At 66.7% G+C, this 19,319-nt stretch carries 21 protein-coding genes; 12 read left to right on the forward strand and 9 right to left on the reverse strand.

The features are described from left to right. The first annotated feature begins 103 nt into the window (after positions 1–103). The 3 genes from ON45_RS10175 (at position 104) to ON45_RS10185 (ending at position 1,909) form a co-directional block, all read left to right on the forward strand. Positions 104–508, forward strand: a complete 405-nt coding sequence (locus ON45_RS10175; protein ID WP_040493604.1) for a putative quinol monooxygenase — start codon at positions 104–106, stop codon at positions 506–508. 143 nt (positions 509–651) lie between these two features. Then, entirely contained in the window at positions 652–933 is a 282-nt protein-coding gene (locus ON45_RS23790) for a hypothetical protein (protein ID WP_040493605.1), read from the forward strand. Beyond that, positions 878–1,909, forward strand: a complete 1,032-nt coding sequence (locus ON45_RS10185; RefSeq protein WP_040493606.1) for an HNH endonuclease signature motif containing protein — start codon at positions 878–880, stop codon at positions 1,907–1,909. The genes ON45_RS23790 and ON45_RS10185 overlap by 56 nt, the downstream gene beginning before the upstream one ends. Before the next feature lie 121 nt (positions 1,910–2,030). Here the strand turns inward: ON45_RS10185 and ON45_RS21375 are convergent, their stop codons facing one another. The 3 genes from ON45_RS21375 to ON45_RS10195 are packed head-to-tail and all read right to left on the reverse strand — an operon-like array spanning position 2,031 to position 4,731. After that, positions 2,031–2,309, reverse strand: coding sequence for a carboxymuconolactone decarboxylase family protein (locus ON45_RS21375; protein ID WP_051062839.1), 279 nt, complete (start codon positions 2,307–2,309; stop codon positions 2,031–2,033). Between the two features lie 36 nt (positions 2,310–2,345). Beyond that, positions 2,346–2,531: a carboxymuconolactone decarboxylase family protein gene (locus ON45_RS21380; protein ID WP_051062840.1), complete on the reverse strand. Its 186-nt coding sequence runs from the start codon at positions 2,529–2,531 to the stop codon at positions 2,346–2,348. A 40-nt stretch (positions 2,532–2,571) separates the two neighbouring features. Beyond that, positions 2,572–4,731 (reverse strand): molybdopterin-containing oxidoreductase family protein, encoded by a 2,160-nt coding sequence (locus ON45_RS10195; RefSeq protein ID WP_040493609.1) that lies wholly within the window; start codon positions 4,729–4,731, stop codon positions 2,572–2,574. A gap of 173 nt (positions 4,732–4,904) precedes the next feature. Here ON45_RS10195 and ON45_RS10200 point away from each other — a divergent pair, with 173 nt between their 5' ends. Genes ON45_RS10200 through ON45_RS10215 form a run of 4 tightly spaced genes read left to right on the forward strand, consistent with a single transcriptional unit; the run spans position 4,905 to position 9,195 of the window. After that, positions 4,905–5,888, forward strand: a complete 984-nt coding sequence (locus ON45_RS10200; RefSeq protein WP_040493611.1) for a TIGR03621 family F420-dependent LLM class oxidoreductase — start codon at positions 4,905–4,907, stop codon at positions 5,886–5,888. Between the two features lie 60 nt (positions 5,889–5,948). Beyond that, positions 5,949–7,037: an LLM class flavin-dependent oxidoreductase gene (locus ON45_RS10205; protein WP_040493613.1), complete on the forward strand. Its 1,089-nt coding sequence runs from the start codon at positions 5,949–5,951 to the stop codon at positions 7,035–7,037. A gap of 44 nt (positions 7,038–7,081) precedes the next feature. Further along, positions 7,082–8,386 carry a cytochrome P450 gene (locus ON45_RS10210; RefSeq protein ID WP_040493614.1) on the forward strand — a complete coding sequence of 435 codons (1,305 nt, stop codon included), beginning with the start codon at positions 7,082–7,084 and terminating at the stop codon, positions 8,384–8,386. After that, positions 8,386–9,195: an SDR family NAD(P)-dependent oxidoreductase gene (locus ON45_RS10215; protein ID WP_040493616.1), complete on the forward strand. Its 810-nt coding sequence runs from the start codon at positions 8,386–8,388 to the stop codon at positions 9,193–9,195. Before ON45_RS10210 ends, ON45_RS10215 begins: the two co-directional genes overlap by 1 nt. A 31-nt stretch (positions 9,196–9,226) precedes the next feature. Here ON45_RS10215 and ON45_RS10220 read toward each other — a convergent pair whose 3' ends face one another. The 5 genes from ON45_RS10220 to ON45_RS10240 all read right to left on the reverse strand — a co-directional run bounded on the left by ON45_RS10220 (position 9,227) and on the right by ON45_RS10240 (position 14,194). Further along, entirely contained in the window at positions 9,227–9,790 is a 564-nt protein-coding gene (locus ON45_RS10220; protein WP_040493617.1) for an MOSC domain-containing protein, read from the reverse strand. Between the two features lie 51 nt (positions 9,791–9,841). Then, positions 9,842–11,602, reverse strand: coding sequence for a PEP-utilizing enzyme (locus ON45_RS10225; RefSeq protein ID WP_051062841.1), 1,761 nt, complete (start codon positions 11,600–11,602; stop codon positions 9,842–9,844). 76 nt (positions 11,603–11,678) lie between these two features. Continuing rightward, positions 11,679–13,244, reverse strand: coding sequence for an AMP-binding protein (locus tag ON45_RS10230; protein WP_051062843.1), 1,566 nt, complete (start codon positions 13,242–13,244; stop codon positions 11,679–11,681). Positions 13,245–13,250: 6 nt separating this feature from the next. Then, complete coding sequence (locus tag ON45_RS21385) at positions 13,251–13,685, reverse strand: nuclear transport factor 2 family protein (protein WP_051062845.1); 435 nt, start codon at positions 13,683–13,685, stop codon at positions 13,251–13,253. Beyond that, positions 13,682–14,194, reverse strand: coding sequence for a VOC family protein (locus ON45_RS10240; RefSeq protein WP_040493628.1), 513 nt, complete (start codon positions 14,192–14,194; stop codon positions 13,682–13,684). Before ON45_RS10240 ends, ON45_RS21385 begins: the two co-directional genes overlap by 4 nt. Positions 14,195–14,336: 142 nt before the next feature. Here ON45_RS10240 and ON45_RS22690 point away from each other — a divergent pair, with 142 nt between their 5' ends. The 3 genes from ON45_RS22690 (at position 14,337) to ON45_RS10255 (ending at position 16,691) form a co-directional block, all read left to right on the forward strand. After that, positions 14,337–14,669, forward strand: coding sequence for a Rieske (2Fe-2S) protein (locus tag ON45_RS22690; protein ID WP_040493619.1), 333 nt, complete (start codon positions 14,337–14,339; stop codon positions 14,667–14,669). Positions 14,670–14,742: 73 nt separating this feature from the next. Further along, positions 14,743–15,852, forward strand: a complete 1,110-nt coding sequence (locus ON45_RS10250) for an aminoglycoside phosphotransferase family protein (protein WP_040493620.1) — start codon at positions 14,743–14,745, stop codon at positions 15,850–15,852. Further along, positions 15,849–16,691 carry a glucose 1-dehydrogenase gene (locus tag ON45_RS10255; protein ID WP_051062849.1) on the forward strand — a complete coding sequence of 281 codons (843 nt, stop codon included), beginning with the start codon at positions 15,849–15,851 and terminating at the stop codon, positions 16,689–16,691. Before ON45_RS10250 ends, ON45_RS10255 begins: the two co-directional genes overlap by 4 nt. A gap of 29 nt (positions 16,692–16,720) precedes the next feature. Here the strand turns inward: ON45_RS10255 and ON45_RS10260 are convergent, their stop codons facing one another. After that, a complete protein-coding gene (locus ON45_RS10260) occupies positions 16,721–17,593 on the reverse strand; it encodes an LLM class F420-dependent oxidoreductase (protein WP_040493621.1) in 873 nt (290 codons plus the stop codon). Positions 17,594–18,171: 578 nt separating this feature from the next. Here ON45_RS10260 and rplJ point away from each other — a divergent pair. Both rplJ and rplL read left to right on the forward strand, forming a co-directional pair. Further along, positions 18,172–18,714, forward strand: a complete 543-nt coding sequence (rplJ, locus tag ON45_RS10265; protein WP_040493630.1) for a 50S ribosomal protein L10 — start codon at positions 18,172–18,174, stop codon at positions 18,712–18,714. A gap of 93 nt (positions 18,715–18,807) precedes the next feature. After that, complete coding sequence (gene rplL, locus ON45_RS10270; RefSeq protein ID WP_040493623.1) at positions 18,808–19,188, forward strand: 50S ribosomal protein L7/L12; 381 nt, start codon at positions 18,808–18,810, stop codon at positions 19,186–19,188. The last annotated feature ends 131 nt before the right edge of the window (positions 19,189–19,319 follow it).

Genomic DNA, 19,319 nt, shown 5'->3' on the forward strand with positions numbered 1-19,319 from the left:
CGTTCTCGTGAACAGTTCGCGCACGGAGCACTGGAACTGATCACGAGAACGCTGATCGGCGCGCGGGTCGCTGGGGGTGGGGGCGTGACCGTACTGTCGGGTGATGGCGACGTTGCTGGCACACATCACGGTGAAACCGGGTTGCGAGGATGCGTTCGAACAGATCGCCCGCACGCTGTACGAGCGGACGCACGCGGACGAAACCGACGTGCGTCGCTACGAGTACTGGCGCGGCGCCGACCCGCAGACGTACTACACGCTGCTGTCGTTCGACGACCACCGGGCCTTCATCGTGCACCAGGTCAGCGACCACCACGAGGAGGCGTCGCCCGCCATCGGTCAGGTCGTCGAGAACATCCATCTCGAATGGGTCGACCCGATTGTCGGCGCCAGCCCGCTCGTGCCGACCGACATGCAGCCGGCACCCGAGGGGGCATCGGACCTCGCGGTGACCTACACCGACCGCTACGCGGCTTCGGTCGCCGACTGGTGGCTCGCCCAGCGCTGACGCACCGGCGGCCGGGATCGACACCTCCGACAGACGGCGGCCGCGGAGCTGCGACGAACGCGGATCGCTCCGCTCATCACCCCCGAGTTCGCGACTCTCTTCTTCGGGAAACTCTGTCACACCCCGAACGTATGTTTGGGGGTATGGAAGTCGAGGAGGTGCTCGGGTGTGTCCGGCGGGTGGCCGGAGTTTGCGCCGATGCCGACGCGGTGCTGACCGAGTTGGAGGCTTCGTTGGCGAATGTGCGCTCGGTTCGGGCATTCTGCGATGCGGCCGAGGCCGAGATCGCTCGACGGATCGCGGAGGTCTCGTCGTTCCCCGAGGCGATGATCGCGGAGTCGTCGCGAGGGTCACTGGGCGTCGAGGACGATGGATCGGAGCCGGACGCTCGACGCGGTCCCGGGGTTGGCCGATGCGCTCGATGATGCGACGGTCACCGCAGGTCACGTCGACGTGGTGACGCGCATGGCGAAGGGATTGCAGCCGGTGCAGCGTCGGGAACTGTTCGATCGGGTCGAGGAACTGGTGCCGTCGGCGGCGTCGTCGACGGTCGAGCAGTTCGATCGTCGGATCCGATCCGCCGTGCGCGACATCCAACGCGACGGCGGTGCGGAGCGGCTCGAGCGGCAGCGGCGAGCGACGTCGATGTCGACCTGGACCGACGACGACGGGATGTGGAACGTTCGGGGTCGATTCGATCCGGTGACGGCGTTGTCGGTGTCGGCTGCGCTCGATCGCGCCGTCGAGGCACTCTTCGCCGAGACGGTGCCCGAGACGTGTCCGTCCGATCCACCCGAGAAGCAGAAGCATCTGCGGGCGCTCGCATTCGCACGGATCGCGTGCGGTGACGTGTCGGGCCGTCGTGTCGGGCGCCCCGAGTTCGTGGCGGTCATCGACATCGGTGGCAGCTCACCGGCACCGGCGGACCCGAGTGCGCGGCAAGGTCCCGCAGGGCGGTGTTCGCCGGGAGCGAACGTCACCTGGCCCCTCCCGATCGAGGTGCCCCACGAGGTGCTGGGCGAGATGGTCGTCGACGCCGATGTGCACACGGTCGTGGTCCGCGACGGGGTCGTCCTGCACGCTCCGGGCAGCCTGAACCTCGGTCGTGCGACTCGTCTCGCCAGTCGGGGACAGCGCCGGGCATTGCGGGCGCTGTATCCGGAGTGTGCGATCCCGGGATGTGGGGTCGGATTCGATCGATGCAAGCTGCACCACCTCGTGTGGTGGCGTCACGGCGGTCGGACCGATCTCGACAACCTGTTGCCCGTCTGCTCCGAGCACCACCACCGAATCCACGACGCCGGATGGGTGGTCACGATGGGACCACGACGAGAACTCACCGTCCGGTTCCCCGACGGCACCAGCCGTGCCACCGGCCCACCATCGATCCGAGCCGGCTGATGCCGTATCGCAGTCGAGATTTCGAGGAGACGTCGAGCGTTGTTGCTTCTGGCTGCCCGAAGTCGAGAACTGAGGGTCGGCGCCGAGGTCGGAGGTGTGAGGCAGCCGTGTGGAAATCGGCCTACGTGTCGGGTTCGCGGCTCCAGAGGACGTCGAAGTCGCGGGCGATGTCGAGCACTTGGTAGGCCCGCCCCATGCCGACGCAGAAGCCGACGAGGGTGGTCAGGTCGAGGATCTCGACGTCGGAGAAGACGGCGTGGAGCCTCTCCCACATCGCGTCGTCGATCGCCGTGTGGTCGATCGCGAACTGCTCCGCGAACGCCGCTGCGACCTTCTCGCGTTCGGTGAACTCGGCGTGGTTCCGGAAGTCCTCGACCGCCGCGTAGAGCTCGTCACTCATTCCTTGCTGCATCGCCGATGCAGCCCGTGTGTTCAGTCAAACGTGGCACTCGTTGAGCTGAGCGACGCGCATCCGCGCGACCTCACGCTCGCGGACCGAGAGGCTCGTCTTCGCGTAGACGGCGTCGCCCATCGCCCCCATCGCCGCACCGAGGTGGGGTGCGAGCTGCCACATCCGCTTGGCCTCCATGCCCTCGCCATCGGGGATGTCGATCTTGGCCATCAGGACTCCTTCGGATCGTGACGGTCGGTCGGGCGTTCCCTCATGCGACGGCCTCGGTCGCCTTCGCCACCGCGACCGGGATCGCGCTCGACACGACCATGCCGGTCACCGGGTCGTGCCCGACGTCGGTCGAGACCAGTCGGCACGTGGGAGAACCGATCTCCCGGACCTTCTCGTCGGACACCGATCGGCCGCCCCACGAGTGGGCCATCGAGATCACACCGCGCTTGACGTCGTCAGCGGGTTCGACCACGCCGAGCAGCGTTGCCTTCGGTGAGCTGATCTCGATCACCTCGCCTGCCTCGAGCCCGAGCGCTTCCACGTCCGTCGGGTTCATGTACGCCGGGTTCGTCGTGCCCTTCCGGGCGAGGCCGGGGAGTTCGGTGCCGGTCGAGTTGAGGACGTGCTTGAGTCGACGGCTGACGAGGCGGAACGGGTAGGCCGACACATCGGTTCCGGCGAACGTGTCGGCGGTCTCGCCGAGCACCTCGGCCAACTCGGCCATCAGATCGTCGGGAGCCGGCGTGAGCTTCGCGGAGGCACCTTCCTCGGCGGGTTGGACGACCAGCTTCTTGTCGAGATGCACGGTGCGCCGGTTCGCACGCACCTCGTCGAGCGGCATCCGCGAGCCGTGGTAGGTGCGGTCGATGATCTCGTCGGTGTCGGGGCGCACGGTCATGTCGGGTGAGCCACCCGGGAGAGGGAGCGTGCTGCCGAGCCGTGACGCCAACTCCCAGAACACCTCCCATTCGTTGAGCACGTCGCCGTCGCGTTCGACGACCGGTTCGGTGTAGTTGGTGTACGGCGCACGGAACCAGCGGTCCATCAGGTGTGGCACGTCGGCGCGTTCGAGCGGGAGTGTCGGCGCGATCACGTAGTCGGCCATCTCGGCGGTCGGCGTCATCCGATAGTCGATCACCACGAGCAGCTCCAGGTCCTCCATCGCCTTCATCGTCAGTTCGTGATCGGGGAATGCCACGACCGGGTTGCCACCGCTCACGATCAACGCCCGGATCCGGCCGTCGCCCGGCGTGAGGATCTCCTCGGCGAGCGTCGCCGCCGGCATCTCGCCGCGGTAGCCGCGGAGATTGCGGATGCGTGCTTCGGGTCCATTGGCGGGGTTGCGTGGCGCGGTTGCCTGCGCCCGGTGAGGCATCTCGGGGTAGAGCAGCAGGCCGTTCTCCATCAGATCGCCCTCACGGTTGACGCGTCCGAGGATCGTGTTGAGCACGGTCACCATGTGTTCGGTGAGGCTGGAATGGGCGGCCATGTTCGGCCCGGTTCCCGTGCCCGCCGTACCACGTGGTCCGGCAGCGAACATCCGGGCGGCTGCGACGATGTCGTCCGGATCGAGTTGGGTGCGTTCGGCCACCAGGTCGAGCGTGAAGCCGTCGACGGCGGCTTCGAGTTCGCCCATCTGGTCCATCCAGCGCTCGCAGAACTCGTGGTCCTGCAGTCCTTCCTCGAGCACGATGCGGATCATCCCGGCGAGCAGCGTGGTGTCCTGACCGGGGCGGATCTGGAGGTGGATGTCGGCGAAGCTCGCGAGTTCGGTCCGTCGTGGATCGATCACGATCAACTTCATCCCTTCGGCCTTGCGGCGACGCATCACCGTGAACGGGTTGGTGCCCTGCAGGCCGCCGATCGGCGCGTACGACGAGACCATCGAGTTGTAGCCGATCGCCATGTGGACGTCGGAGTCGGTGAACGAGTGGTAGCCGGCTTCCCAACCGCCCATCCGCAACATCGCCAGGCCTTTGGCCGGCTGATCGATGGTGACCGACGTGTAGAACGAAACCGAGTCGAGCCCCTGGTGGAACGCGCGGGCGGCACCGACCGCCACCGAGTTCTGGTAGCCACCCGTGCCGGTGTACGACGCGACCGCACGCGGCCCGTGGGTGTCGATGATCTCGCGCAGTTTCGCGGCGATGTCGTCCATCGCATCGCCACTCGAAGTCTCCTCGAACGTGCCGTCGGGGCGCCGGCGGAGCGATGTGCGGATCCGCTTCGGGTCGGCCATCTGGTCGGGGATCTGACGGCCCTTGATGCAGGTGTATCCCTCGAAGAGCGGGTCGTCCATCACGCCACGGACCGCGAGCACACGGTTGTCCTGGACGTCGACTTCCATCGGGCACGCCGCGTGGCAGACCCGACAGAACGTGGTCCTGGTCTCGATCTCCGTCTCGGTGTCGGCTTGCATCTGCGGCTCCCTCGAACGTCCGGTGACTTTCCGTACGTCCATAAAGTAACTCGTGGGCTAGGTTCGCCACGCAGCGGACCGGAACACGGTTCGCGCAGGCAGAACAGGGGAACGTAGATGCAGGTCAGGCCCAATCGGCAACACCCCCGCCACGCTGTGGCGGAGCACGCTCGATGAGCCGTCCGTTCCGTTTCGGCGTGCAGAGCTACGCCGCCGAGAGTCCGCAGGACTGGCGTGACCAGGCCCGTCGCGCGGAGGCGCTCGGCTTCTCCACGTTCAGCGTCGCCGACCACGTGATCGGCCCGGGGCCTGCGCTCGCGGCGACCAATCACCCGGTTCAGAACGTCGCCGCGATGCCGGCGATGGCCGTGGCGATCGAAGCGACCGACACGATCAGCGTCGGGTCGCGAGTCTTCTGCACCGACTACCGCCAACCGGTGGTGTTCGCGAAGGAACTCGCCACGCTCGACTTCTTCTCCGACGGCCGTCTCGAGCTCGGCCTCGGGTGTGGATGGCTGCAGGGCGAGTACGAGGCGATGGGCGTCCGGTGGGACCGCGCCGGCGTGCGGATCGACCGGTTCGAGGAAACCATCGACGTGATCCGCCAGAGCTTCGGCGATGGCCCGGTCGAGATCAACGGCGACCACGTGAACGCCTCGGGCTTCGAGGGTCTGCCGAAACCGCCGAAGGGGATGCCGCCGATCATGATCGGTGGGGGAGCGAAACGGATTCTCGGGATCGCCGGCCGCGAGGCCGACATCGTCAGTCTGAACTTCGACAACAGCTCCGGCAAGATCGGCCCGGACGGCGTGGGCAGCAGCACCGCCGAGCTGACCGCTCGGAAGATCGACTGGATCCGCGCCGGCGCCGAGCACCGCACCGACGGGCGGGGCTTCGACGACCTCGAGATCGAGATCGGGGCGTACTTCACCGTCGTCACCGACCAGCGCGACGCGACCCTCGGCCAGATGGCGCCCATGTTCGCGCTCGAACCCGAGCAGCTCGCCGAGCACCCGCACGCGCTGATCGGCTCGGTCGACACGATCTGCGATCAGATCGTCGAACGTCGCGAGACCTACGGCATCTCCTACATCACCTTCGGCGCGTCGAACGCCGAGGCGACCGCTCCGATCGTCGAACGTCTTGCCGGTACCTGACCCGGCGGTGCCCCTCTCTCCACCATCAACGCATCACGAAACGAAAGCACACGAGCATTCATGAAAGTCGGCATCAACCTTCCCTCCCAGTTCCCGTGGGACAGCACCGCGCAGATGCTCGAGGTGTACGAGCAGGTCGGGTTCGACTCCTACTGGTCGCCCGATCACATGCTCGGCGTGTTCCACCCCGACCTGTGGAGCGAGACGCCACTCTCCGCGCTCGCCGCCGATCCGGACGCCTTCTACGACCCGTTCTGCTACGGCGCCGTCGTCGGGACGATGACCGACCGTCCGTTCGGGATCTCGGTCACCGACGCCACACGTCGGGGCGCCGCCGATCTCGCACGCACCGCCCTGACGTTGAACGATCTCAACCAGGGTGGCTTCATCCTCGGGATCGGTTCGGGCGAGGCGGAGAGCCTGCTGCCGTTCGGCTATCCGTTCGACACACCGGTCGGAATTCTCGAAGACGTACTGCGCGACCTTCGCTCGCTGCTCGACACGGGGAAGATGGCCGACGGTGGTGTCGGCCGGATGGGTCTGCCACTGCACGCCGAGGGCCGCGGTAGTCCGCCCGTGTGGGTCGCCGGTCACGGACCGCGGATGTTGCGACTGACCGGGCAGTACGGCGACGGCTGGATCCCGGCATGGTGGATGAAGCCCGAGGAGTACGGGGAGAAGGCAAAGGTCGTCGCCGAGCACGCGCAAGCTGCGGGCCGGCCGGCACCGGTGAACTCCCTGCTGCCGTTCGTGCTCTTCTCCGAGAGCCAGGACGCGGCCGCCGAGATGTTCGAACGCGAACCGCTCGGCAAGCTCTTCGGGCTGTTCGCGATGGGTCACATCTGGGAGTCCCATGGCCTCCAGCATCCGCTCGGCAACGATTCGAAGGGCTTCGTCGATGTCATCATCCACGACCTCGACGCTGACGACCTGCGCGACTTGGCCGACACGATTCCGTTCGACATGGTGAAAGAGGTTCTGTTCATCGGCAACACGGACGAACTCGCCACCCAGTTCGAGGGCTACGCCCGCAACGGTCTGGAACACATCGTGCTCGCCAACATCACCGGCGTCGTCGGTGGGATGGACGAGATCATGGCCCGCGGCATGGAGCTCCCGATGCTGAAGAACGTGCTCTCCGAGCTCTGACCGACACCGACCCGACACCCGATTCTCTTTCCGAGGAGACACCGATGACCGACCTGAAGACCTTCAACCCATTCGACCCTGCCGCGCTGCAGTGTCCGTTCCCGCACTACGCGCAGATGCGTGAGGAGCAGCCCGTTCTGCACCTCGAGTCGATGAACATGTACCTGGTGACGCGCCACGACCTGGTGCTGAAGGTCATCCGCGATGTCGAGACGTACTCGTCGGAGTTCGGCGTGTCGAACGGCGGCGGGATGGGTGGCGAGGGGCGCGAGCGGATGGCCGACGTCGTCGCCGAGGGCTACCCGCGGGTGTCCACGATGCTCACCGCCGACATGCCCGAGCACACCCGCTACCGGCGTCTGGTGTCGAAGGCGTTCACACCGAAGGTGATCGCCGAGCTCGAACCGGTGATCCGCTCGATCACGACCCGACTCCTCGACGCGATCTTCGCCGAGGGGAACGACGGAGGTGCCGGGGACCGGTCCGGTCGGCGGCGGATCGAGTTCGTCGAGCAGTTCGGCGTGCCCCTCCCCGTCGAGGTGATCGCGCACGCGCTCAACGTTCCCGACGAGCGCCTGGCCGACTTCAAGCGCTGGTCGGACGACTCGATCGCGGGCATCGGGACGAACATCTCGATCGACGATCGGATCGAAGCCGAGCGCGGCGTGAACGAGTTCCAGCACTACTTCGCCGAGCAGCTCGAGCAACGAAAGACCGCTCCGCAGGACGACCTCCTGACGAACCTCCTGAACGCGCGCGTCGACGATGACGATCCGGACGTCACCGACAAGCGACCGCTCGACATGCCCGAGATGCTCAGCATCGTCCAGCAGTTGCTCGTCGCCGGGAACGAGACGACCACCAAGCTCCTGACCGAGACCGTTCGGCTGCTCGCCGAGAATCCTGACGAGTGGACGGCGCTCCAGAACGACCCGGGACGCGCACCTGCCGTCGTGGAGGAGGCGTTGCGGATGTCGACCCCGACGCAGGGGATGTTCCGGATCTCGACGACCGACCACGAACTCGAGGGAGTGCACATCCCGAAGGGGGCCACGATGATGATCCTCTTCGCCGCGGCGAATCGCGACCCGGAGCTGTTCGACGATCCGGACGGCTTCGACCCCGATCGCGACAACCTGCGCGACCATCTCGCGTTCGGCAAGGGCATCCACTTCTGTCTCGGTGCAGCGCTGTCTCGGCTGGAAGGAAAGGTGGCACTCGAGGAGTTCGCTCGCCGGGTCGAGCGCTTCGAGCTCGCCGACACGAACGAGTTCGAGTACTTCCCCAGTTTCATGCTCCGTGGTCTTCAACGCCTCGACGTCGACGTGACCCCGAAGGCGGGCGTCTGATGGTCGGCGCACTCGATGGCAAGATCGCGGTCGTCACCGGGTCGAGCCGCGGGATCGGGCGCGGCACGGCGATCGCACTCGGCGAACAGGGGGCCACGGTCTACATCACCGGGCGCAGCACGGGCGCTGGCGAGCTCACGATCGACAGCACCGCTGCGCTCGTCGACGAAGCAGGCGGCACCGGGATTCCCGTGCGGACCGATCACGGCGTCGATACCGAGATCGCCGCGTTGTTCGACCGGGTGCGCGCCGACCAGGGCAAGCTCGACATCCTCGTCAACAACGTCTACAAGATCCCGAATCCGCCGGCGTGGGGTGGTGGATTCTGGGACCATCCCGTTTCGATCTGGGACGACCAGGTCGGAATCGGTCTCCGCTCTCACTACGTCGCGTCGTGGCACGCCGCGCCGCTGCTGTTCGAGTCCGCCCCGGGTGCGTTGATCTGCAACGTCTCGTCGCCGGGAGGACAGAGCTACCACTTCAGCTCGTCGTACGGGGCCGGCAAAGCGGGGCTCGACCGGCTCGGCGCCGACATGGCGATCGAGCTGGAGCCGAAAGGCGTCGCGTGCGTGACGCTGTATCCGGGATCGGTGTCGACCGAGTTCATCGTGGAGTCGTCGGGCGTGCGTGACATCGACATCGACGGTGCCCAGACGCCACTCGTCGTGGGTCGGTCCGTTGCCGCGCTGGCGAGCGCGCCGGATCTGATGGAGCGGTCGGGTTCGATCCAGTGGGTCGAGGACCTCGGAGCCGAGTTCGACCTGGTCGACGAGCACGGCCGTTCCCCCGCGCCGTACTCCCGCCGCTGATGTCAACGGGGGTCGGGCCCCCGTCGACGTCTCACAGCTTGCGGATCGGGTCGCCTCGGCGAATCGTCCCGGGGGAGACCACGCGGGCGTTGATGCCCCGTAGGTGCAGTTCCTTGCCGACCTCACTGTTGACGAATCGGTGGGCCTCGACGCCGAAGCGCTGGCTGAACTTGGCGCAACCGGTGTGCGGCTGGTCGGTGATCTGGATGACCGCGTCGCCGACGGCGAGTTTCGTCCAGGCAGGCAGGTTGGCGTCGGACAGGTCCATGTCGACGATCAGCTGATCGCCGGCCAGCTCCATGCGGTCGGCGGACTGGGCGATCGCACCGAGGATGCGAGAGTTCATGATGTTCAGCTGCATGTCCGGGTGCGGGCTGCCGTCGTCGGTGCGCTTGGAACTGCGCTGTTTCCAGGTGTCGCCCTCCAGTCCCTCGTCGGTGTTCAGGCGCGCCTCGTCGAGGACCACCCGCTCGTCGACGCCGGGCCGTTGGACGATCAGTTCGAGGGTTCCCTCGGCCGGCGATGCCCGCACGTGATCGAGCGTGTCTTCGAGTTGAGCGCGATCGAGGTGCTGGAGCGGTGCAGTGGAGGCCATGAACTCATCCTCGCGCGCTCGGTCGGAGCGGCGCGCGTCGATTCTCGTCCTTCAGGGGAGGGCGTCGATGGTGACGGTGCCCGCGTTGGCGTCGATCGTGATGGTGGCGCCGTCGGGGATGATGTCGGTGGCGTCGGCGACCGACACCACACAGGGCACCCCGAGTTCGCGGGACACGATCATCGCGTGGCTGCCCATCGCGCCGACGTTCACGACCACGCCGGCGGCGGGCACGAACAACGGGACCCACGACGGATCGGTCTGCGGTGCGACCAGGATGTCTCCCGGTTCCAACCCTTCCGGGTCTGCTGCGTCGAGGACCACCCGCGCACGGCCGGTTGCCAGACCGCTCGATCCGGCGGACCCGGTGAGAACGGTCCCCACGATGCCCGATTCGGCACTGTGCTCGCGTGGTGTCATCTCCGACAGCTCCGGCACCCGTCCGTTCACCACGAACACCGGCTTGCGGTCGAACAGCTCCAGGAACTGCTCGTAGCGGGCGTCGAGGGTCGGGACGATCGTCTCGGGCGCGTGTCGGAGGCGATCGAGCTCGTTGTCGTCGGCCATGAAGATCTTCTCGATGCGATCGATCACGCCACGCTCGACGAGGCGTCGGCCGTACTCGCGCAGCGCGACGCGCATCTCGTTGATGATCGTGACGAGGTTCGTCTTCGCTCGCTCGCGTCCGGCGAGGAACAGCTGGGCCGAGCCGAGCGCGGCCTCGAACGTGCCCGCCGTTTCCGGGTCGCCGGCGACCCTCTCCCGGATCTCGGCGACGATGCGATCGCGCTCCGCGACGGATGCGTCGTGGCGATGTGTGGGCGCCTGGCTCTCGTCGGAGCGACGCATCAGGTCGATGGCCGCGAGCGCGATGCGCGGCTTGACCTCCCACGACGTGGCGTACAGGTCGTACTCGTTCTGTGCGCGTGAACCGTGCTCGAACAGGAAGGTGTCGAATCGTTCGAGGAAGTCGGCGGCGTCGGGAGAGTCCGAGGCCCGGAGTTCCTCGAGGACGGAGTCCGGTCCGGTGTCGAAGGCCGCGTTCACGACGTCGGAAGCGGCGGCCACCCGGCCGAGATCCCACATCGCATGCGATGGTGCGGCGGAGTCGACCTCGATTCCCGCGAGCAGCCGGATCGCGAGCGTCGGGTCACCGAGTCCCTCGCAGACCGCACCGAGCGCCCCGGGACCGAGGCCCGACAGCGACGAGTAGCGCATCGCGTTCTCGAAGGTCTGCTGGAGGAGTGGCACCATCGACCGGGCACGGGCGAGCAGGGCACCGTCGGTGATCGACGCGAGATCGGGCCGTTGCGAGCGCTGGAGGCGGACCATCTCGCGGTCGGCGTCGAGTTCGGGGGATTCCGTGGCCGACATCGCCCAGCCGACGGATTCGCCGAGCTTCGCTTCGTTGGCGGGTGAGATGTGCCACGGGTGTTCCTCGTACGGCGGGACCTCGTCACGCTCATCGAAGAACGCCTGGTCGATCATCTCCGGAGACGCTCCGGGCATTCGGGCGCCGAGGATGCGGGTCAACGTCAGCGGGTTGTAGACGTAGCCACCGAACATCTTGAACAGGTCCGGCGTGTCGGGGGTCTCGTACTCGTCGTACTCGAGCGCACCGAGGGCGGTGTACGCGTCGCGCAACGCGGGCGACATCCCCTGCTTCAGGACGAGGCTCTGGCCCAGCGGGCTGAACGGATCGGGGAACACGTCGGCTGCATTGCCGCGCGTCCAGGCCGGGAACCGCTCACCGAGATCGGAGTCCCCGATCCACTTGTCGTCCTGTTGATCGGTGCCGCGACCGTCGCTCATCCTGTCTGCCTGCCTTCTCTCGGGTTGTGACCGGTGACACTAGTGATGACGAAACGGCGGATCGGAGTCGGAGTGGTCACAGGATGCCGGTGTTGCGACCGTCCCAGAACGGGGCGCGCAACTTGGCCTTCTGGACCTTGCCGGTGCCGGTGCGGGGGAGTGCATCGACGAAGTCGAACGACCGGGGGCGTTTGTATCCGGCGAGCTGCTCGCGGCAGAACGCGGTGAGTGTGGCGGCGAGTTCGTCGCCCGCGTCGACGCCGTCGTTCGGGACGACGATCGCCTTCACCTCCTCGCCGAACTCTTCGTTCGGGACGCCGATCACCGCGACGTCACCGACGAGACGATGTCCGCCGAGGACGTTCTCGATCTCCGCGGGATAGATGTTCACGCCACCCGAGATGATCATGTCGATCTTGCGGTCGCTGAGCCAGAGATAGCCCTCGTCGTCGAGGTAACCCACGTCCCCGGTCGTGAACACGCCCGGTTCGAGATGGCTGTCGGCGGTCTTCTCGGGAGCGTTGTGGTACTCGAAGTCCATCCCCATCGCGTTGCGGAAGTAGAGCGTTCCCGACTCGTTCGGGCCGACGTGGGTGCCGTCCTCGCCGACGACGATCACCTCCATGCTGTCGAGGGGCTTGCCGACACTTCCTCCCTTCGCCATCCACTCCTCGGAGTCGATCATCGTGATCACCGAGCCCTCGGTCGAGCCGTAGTACTCGGTGATGACCGGGCCCCACCAGTCGATCATCGACTGCTTGACGGCGGGTGGGCACGGAGCTGCACCGTGGATCACGAGCCGGAGCGACGAACCGTCGAACGACTCCTTCACCTGATCGGGCAGGTCGACGAGGCGCTTCATCTGCGTCGGCACGAGGTGCACGTTGGTCGCCTCGTAGTCGTCGATCAGCTTCAGCACGCCCGCGCTGTCGTACTTGTGCTGCATGACGGTTGCCGAACCGGAGATCATCGGGAGGAACGAGTAGGCCCACTGCGCCGAGTGGTACACCGGTCCACACAGGACGGTTCGACCGGGGCCCCCGATCTGGTCGGCGAATCCGCCGCCGATCAACTGCCAGATCGACGGATCGGCGCCTTCGGGCATGTTCGTCAGTGATCCACGAACGCCCTTCGGGTTGCCGGTCGTTCCGCTGGTGTAGAACATCGGCCCGCCGAAACTCTGGTCGTCCGGTTCGTCCGGTGAACCGCCGGCGACGAAGTCATCGAAGCTCTGGAACCTGTCGGTGGTCGGGCCACCGATGACCAGCGCGAGTTCGACGGATGCGCAACGCTCGTCGTCGAGCGCCGTCGCGACGACGTCGGCGAAGTCGTGACCGACCACGACGGCTTTCGATTCGGAGTCGTGGACGATGTAGGCGATCTCGGGTGCGACGAGGTGCCAGTTGACCGGGACGAAGACGATGCCCGCGTTGGCGCACGCGAACGCGGTCTCGAACCATTCGTTGCAGTTGCCGCTGACGACGGCGATCGTGTCGCCCGGCCCGATGCCCGCGTCACGGAAACTGTGGATCAGTCGATTGACGCGCTCGTCGAACTCGTTCCACGTGAGCGTGCCGGTGTCGTCGGCCAGCGCGAGTTCGTCGCCCTTCTCCGCGGCGAATCCAGATGTGAGAACAGCCATCGTCGATCAGCCCCACGCATTCTGGAACGGGGCGGACAGGTCGCGTGGGCCGCTGTACTGGACGATCAACTCCCGGCTCGCGAAGAGCCAGGTGTCGTCGACACGCGTGTACTCGTCGTCGTAGTGGGCGAGGAGGATGCCGCGTGTGTCGTCGGCCCGGACGTAGTGCTCCATGATGTAGCAGCGCCCCGAACCGGTGCCGGCATCCTCGTCGAGGGTGGCGGTCGAGTTGACCACGTTCTGCACCACGGCGTGGAAGCCGTCCATCGCCGAGTTCCAGAGTTCGAGGATCGCTTCGCGACCTTCCACCCTCCGACCCTTGCCCAGCTCCCAGACCGCATCGGGCGCCCAGGTCGCGGCCCACTGTTCCGCGTCGCGCCGGACGACGGCGTCGGCGTAGAGGTGGGTGAGATCGGTGATCGCGAATCGGCTGCTACTCATTCAGTGGGCTCCTGCTCCGGGGTGGTGATCATGGCGGTGCGTTCGAGGGCGAACGGCACCGAGGGGTCGAGGATCTCCTGCAGTTCGACGATGTTGCCGTCGGGGTCGCGGGCGTAGATCGCGCGGATCGGGCCGCCGTTCATCTCGTCGCGGGTCGGCGGCGGGCTGTGGAAGCTCATGCCGTTGGTCGACAGCCGTTCGTACTCGGCGTCGATGTCGATCACGTCGATGCAGAAATGGGTGTAGCCCTGGCTCGCGGGGCTGCGATCGGGGTCGGCGACCGTTCCGACCGGCGACTCGTACTGGAACAGTTCGAGATGGGCGTTGCCGGTACGGAGCATCATCTGACGGGCCGCCGAGTTCGTCAATCCGATCATCCGGTCCACGATGGGTCGGTCGCGCCAGGACGTCGCCATCACCTCCTCGAAACCCATCACGTCGGTGTAGAACGCGGCGAGTCGATCGAGGTCGGGCGTGCAGATGGCAACGTGATGGATCCCCCTGATCATGCTGCCTCCCTCCCCGATGAAACGTTGGACGACCGTTGCCGGCGCGTTGCGCCGGCCGGTCGAGATTCCGAACGGTCGTGAGGTTAGATCTGGAGCACGGTCGAGTTCGCAGCGGAGCCGACGGCCGCGAGAGGATCGGTGCATGACCGACGACGACCACGCTGGCCACGGGATCGAACTCGGCGACCTCAGTGACCTCGCCGACGGACAACTGCGCTGTTTCGAAGACATCGGTCCCGACGGAATCGTCGTGTGTCGAGCCGGGGGTGACCTGTACGCGCTCACCGACAACTGCTCGCACGCCGACACCCCGCTGAGCGAGGGTCGGCTGCGCGGGTTCGGGATCACCTGTCCGCTGCACGGGGCGTCGTTCGACGTGCGCGACGGCTCGCACTCGGGGCCGCCCGCATGGGAAGGCGTTCCCTGCCACCGGGTCACCGAGGCCGACGGCGTCGCGGTCGTGGTGCTCACTTGAGCGGGACGAGCGCTCCGAGGTGAGGTCTGCTCCGACTCCCGGTCGTGGGGGTACGTCTCACTAGCTTCGCCGCATGACCACGCTCCCGACGACCACCTGCGAGATCACCGCCGACTGGATGACCGAAGCCCTGCAGGGTTCGGGCACGATCGGCCCGGACGTGACGGTGTCCTCGGTCCACGCCGACCCCGGCGCAGCGGGGATCGGATTCATGGGTGAAGTCGCCGGCATCGATGTGGAGTACTCGGGCGATGCCGCCGGCGCACCCGGGCGAGTGGTCGCGAAGTTTCCGACGGCCTCGCCGGAGGTGCGCACCCTGATGCACCCGACGCGGGTGTACGAGCGCGAGCACCGCTTCTACGAGAAGATCGCCAAACGCTCACCGGTCCGCACGCCCGACCTCTACCACGTCACCTGCGACGTGTCCGACGATCCGATGTCCGAGCGGTACATGCTGTTGCTCGAGGACCTCGGCGATCTCGAACTCGGTGACCAACTCGCAGGCGTGTCGCCCGAGCAGGCCGAGGCAGCACTGGTCGGACTGGCCCGCCACCACGCCCGGTTCTGGAACCGCTCGGGGCTCGAGGACGCGACGTTCATCCCGACGATCAACGGGCCGCTGAACAAGGCGGGCCAGGGCATCTACAACGCGTCGCTGCCGGGATTCAAGGAGGTCTTCTCCTCGGCGCTGCTCCCCGAGATGGTGCCGATCGCCGAGAACTACGGGTTGAGCCACCCGAACCTCCTCGACCGCTTCGCCGGAATGCCGCACACGCTCGTGCACTTCGACTATCGCGCCGACAACTTGTTCTTCGACACGAGCGGCGGGGGTGCCGGCTCGGTCGTGGTGATCGACTGGCAGTCGATCAGCATCGGCGGCGGAGCGTCGGACGTCGGCTACTTCCTGGGCCAGAATCTCTCGATCGCCGATCGTCGGGCGCACGAGGACGAGCTGCTGCACCGATATCACGACACGCTCGTGGCCGAGGGAGTGACCGGCTACGAGTTCGATCAGTTCTTCCAGGACTACCGGGTCGCCGTCGTGTACGGATGGGTCATCCCGGTGTTCGCTGTCGGTTCGCTCGACACGTCGAGTGAGCGGGCGATGGCGCTCTGGACGGCCGTACTCGAACGCATCCAGGACGCGATCTTCCACCACGACGCACAGGAGTTCATCGGATGAGCACGGATTCGGACGGTCGGCTCGCCGGCAAGGTCGCGGTCATCACCGGTGCCGCGAGCGGCATCGGAGCCGGCACCGCGAGGATGTTCGTCGCCGAAGGGGCGCGGGTCGTCGTCGCCGACCTCCAGGACGAAGCCGGGAAGGATCTCGTGGCCGAACTCGGCGACGCTGCACGATTCGCTCACTGTGACGTCACGAGCGAGGACGACGTGGCCGCGGCGGTCGACCTCGCCGTGTCCGAGTTCGGTCGGCTCGACGTCATGTTCAACAACGCCGGCATCGTCGGCGTGGTCGGCAAGATCTCCGAGATGCCTGCGGACGCGTGGGACCACACGATGTCGATCCTGCTCCGCGGCGTGTTCCTCGGGGTCAAGCACGCGGCGCGGGTGATGCAGCCGCAGGGTTCGGGCGTGATCATCAACACCTCGAGCACGGCCGGCATCCTCGGCGGTCTCGGTCCGCACGTCTACACCACGGCCAAACACGGGGTGATCGGACTCACGAAGTCGGTCGCCAACGAACTCGCTCCGTACGGCATCCGCGTCAACGCGATCTCGCCCGGCAACACCGTGACGGCGATGACCGCAGCGGTCACCACCGGCGATGCCGGCGACACCGAGGCCACGACGGCGTCGATCGCCAAGGGGTCACCGCTCGGCTATGCGGGTGTTCCCGACGACATCGCGGCGGCCGCGTTGTACCTCGCGAGTGACGAGTCCCGCTACGTGTCGGGACACACGCTCGTCGTCGATGCCGGCCAGACCACCGCCGGGATGACACCCCAGCGCTTCAACACCGGGCCGACCCGGCAGTTCCACGAGGCCGGCCGCATCACCTGAGTTCTCCGCGAGGTCGCCGCGACGGAGGTTCAGTGAGCCGAGGCGAGGTCCAGGCGGTCGGCGACATCGGAGAAGAAGTCGACGTGGGCCTCGAGCGAATCGCGACCGGCGTTCATGGACACCGCACCGAAGTGGGTTCCGCCGGTCTCGCGCCAGCGCTGAGCCTCGTCGACCGTCTCGCCGACGTCGGACGCGCGCAGTGCCAGGTACTCCAGACCGAAGTCGTCCAGCGGGCGGTCGCGTTTCGGGGCGAGGGACCTCACCGCGTCGAGTGCGTGGTACACCGCTGATTCCTTGCCGGCGAACATGAACCCGTCGCCGAGGTCGACACCACGACGGAACGCAGGAGGACTGAAGCCGCCCACCCACACCGGAATCTGTCGGCGCGGGCCGGGGATCACCACGCCCCGATCGAGTCGGTCGAACTCGCCGTCGAGGCTGCTGACCTCACCGTGCCAGAGCTGGCGAAGGTAGGGGATCTGCTCGTTCAGTCGCCGTCCACGTGTCTCGAACGGTTGACCGAGCGCGTCGTACTCGACGTAGTTCCAGCCGACTCCGACGCCGAGACGCAGGCGTCCACCGGACAGCAGGTCGAGATCGGCACACTGCTTCGCGACGAGCACCGTCTGGCGTTGAGGCAGGATCAGCACGCCGGTCGCGAATTCGAGGGTCTCGGTCATCCCGGCCAGATACGCGAACAACACGAACGGGTCGTGGAACGGGTCGTTCTCCGAGTACGGGCCCCACAGCGGTGGCTCGCGGTCGGTGTGGACCGCGCCGACCACATGGTCGTACGCCAGGAGGTAGTCGTCGCCGAGAGCCTCGGCGGCCAGTCCGATTCGGCGCACCGCCTCGGGGTCGCCGCCCAACTCGGTCTGCGGATCGACGACTCCGAACTTCATGTCACGTTCCCCTCTCGTGCAGGCGCTCGTCGCTGGTTCCATCGGGCCAGCTCGTGCCTGACGCCCAGTGTCGCGGATGACCGTGGAGTCGGAGGTGCCATCGGCTGGCGGCGGTGGGTCCGTGAACATCGCACGAACTCGCTGAGTGGTGAAAAACCACGCTGCGAGTTGTAATCCGGGGACGGATGCGCCAGAATCTGTCTGGCGATGGTTTCGCGGTCGTGGAGTGATCCGCACCGAGGGGTCATCCGAACCAACAGAGACCAGCCGATTCGGTGGAGGCGACGGGCCCACCGGGTCGGCGGTCTTGTCGGGGTGGGCGGCTCGTCCGGCACCACGCGCCATCGGTAGTGGAACCGCACATCACCCCGTAGCATTGCGTCCCGATCCACATACGGTTCTCGCCGAAGACCGTTGGTCCGTCTCCCGAGACGGGTAATGACTCCCCGAGTCGCCAACCGAGGTGCACACTTCCGACGTTCGTCCGCCGCTCATTCCCATGGGCCGGCGGCTCGCTCCTCGACAGTGTTCGCACACGTTGCGAGCACCCCGAGTTGCAGCGAGAGGAGGTAATGCACATGTCAGAGAAGACACACGAACCACGCGCCGACAAGGTCGCAGTGGTCGAAGAAGTCACCGCCAAGCTCAACGAAGCGTCGGCCGTGTTCGTCTCGGAATACCGCGGGCTCACCGTTGGTCAGCTCGCTGACCTTCGCAAGCCACTGCGCGAAGCCGGCGCCGAGCACAAGGTGTACAAGAACACCCTCGTGAAGCTGGCGGCTCAGGCCGCTGGAATGGAGGGGCTCACCGAGCATCTCGTCGGCCCGACCGCCCTCACGTTCGTGAGTGGTGACGTCGCCGCCGCCGCGAAGGCGCTCACCGAGCAGGCCAAGGCCACCCCGGCGCTCGTCGTCAAGGGAGGCATGATGGGTGAAACCGTCATGTCGGCCGACGACCTGAAGGTCCTCGCGGATCTTCCGCCCCGCGACGTGCTGTTGGCGAAGTTCGCCGGAGCGCTCCAAGCACCCCTGGTCAAGACCGCCGGTCTGCTCCAGGCGATGCCACGCAACTTCGCGTACGGACTCTCCGCGCTCGTCGAAGAGCGCGAAGCAGCCGCCTGATCCCGACCCCCGCCGTGCGGCGGATGTCGATGCTTGAAATCACCAACGGAGCTGGATCAGCCGGCTACCGAACGAATCGAAAGAGAGAACACCATGTCCAAGGATGAAATCCTCGACGCAATTTCCAACCTGACCGTGATCGAGCTCAAAGAGCTCCTCGACGCCTTCGAGGAGAAGTTCGACGTCACCGCAGCGGCCCCCGTGGCCGTGGCTGCGGCCGGCGCTCCGGCGGCCGGCGGCGACGCCCCCGCTGGTGAAGAGCAGAGCGAGTTCGACGTGATCCTCAACGGCGCAGGCGCCCAGAAGATCCAGGTCGTCAAGGTCGTCAAGGACCTGCTCGGCGTCGGCCTCAAGGACGCCAAGGACCTCGTCGACGGCGCCCCCAAGCCGCTGCTCGAGAAGGCCAGCAAGGAAGATGCTGACGCTGCCAAGACCAAGCTCGAAGAGGTTGGCGCAGACGTCGAAGTCAAGTGATCCGGTGCGCCGAATCCGGCGCACGTAGATCCTGAACACGAACGGGGCCCGGCGAGCAATCGCCGGGCCCCGTCGCGTCCAGGCATCTCGTGAACAGTTCTCGCACGGAGCGCTGGAACAGATCACGAGAT

It is taken from the genome of Ilumatobacter nonamiensis YM16-303, assembly GCF_000350145.1.
In the GTDB taxonomy this organism is placed as follows: domain Bacteria; phylum Actinomycetota; class Acidimicrobiia; order Acidimicrobiales; family Ilumatobacteraceae; genus Ilumatobacter_A; species Ilumatobacter_A nonamiensis.